The 428-nt window shown below is 57.2% G+C and carries 1 protein-coding gene; it reads right to left on the bottom strand.

Annotated features, from left to right (window positions below; genetic code table 11):
• Nucleotides 1-346 (bottom strand): IncC plasmid conjugative DNA transfer DtrJ family protein (locus Xinn_RS21560; RefSeq protein ID WP_153043451.1); only part of this gene is annotated, 346 nt, incomplete at its 3' end.
• Nucleotides 347-428 lie beyond the last annotated feature (82 nt).

Raw genomic sequence — 428 nt, 5'->3', positions numbered from 1 at the left:
ACTGCCCCTGAACCCAGCGCATAAACCCACTGTCCACAAACAGCCACTGATACGCCTGTGCCAGCCAGGCCGGCACCGTTTGGGCGGGGTCTGACAACAACAGACTGCGGGTAAATTCCGTCGATAAAAATTGCAGCTCGGTGTTCATCATCGTCTGGCTGTGAGTAGCCCCCTGCTCCGGCCAGAAAAACGCCATACCGAGATATTCCAGTAGCAGGCTGAATAACCACGACATCACCCCAAAGCCGATAAGCTGCCACGGCCATTCCCATAACACACGGTACAACAGACCGGGCTTACGGGGCGGCTGAGAAGGCTGGCGGGAGGAATTTTCTGACTGTGCCATGAGCGGTCACACTCCCTGCTCTGTCCACCAGTGTTCACTGGTGCGGTAGTGCCGGCGCATCTGGTCGGCAATGTGCTGCAAA

Origin of the sequence: Xenorhabdus innexi (assembly GCF_002632485.1) — a bacterium.
Classification (GTDB): Bacteria; Pseudomonadota; Gammaproteobacteria; order Enterobacterales; family Enterobacteriaceae; genus Xenorhabdus; species Xenorhabdus innexi.
The sequence above is the reverse complement of the archived record's forward strand: the minus strand, read 5'-3'. Positions and strand labels throughout refer to the sequence as shown.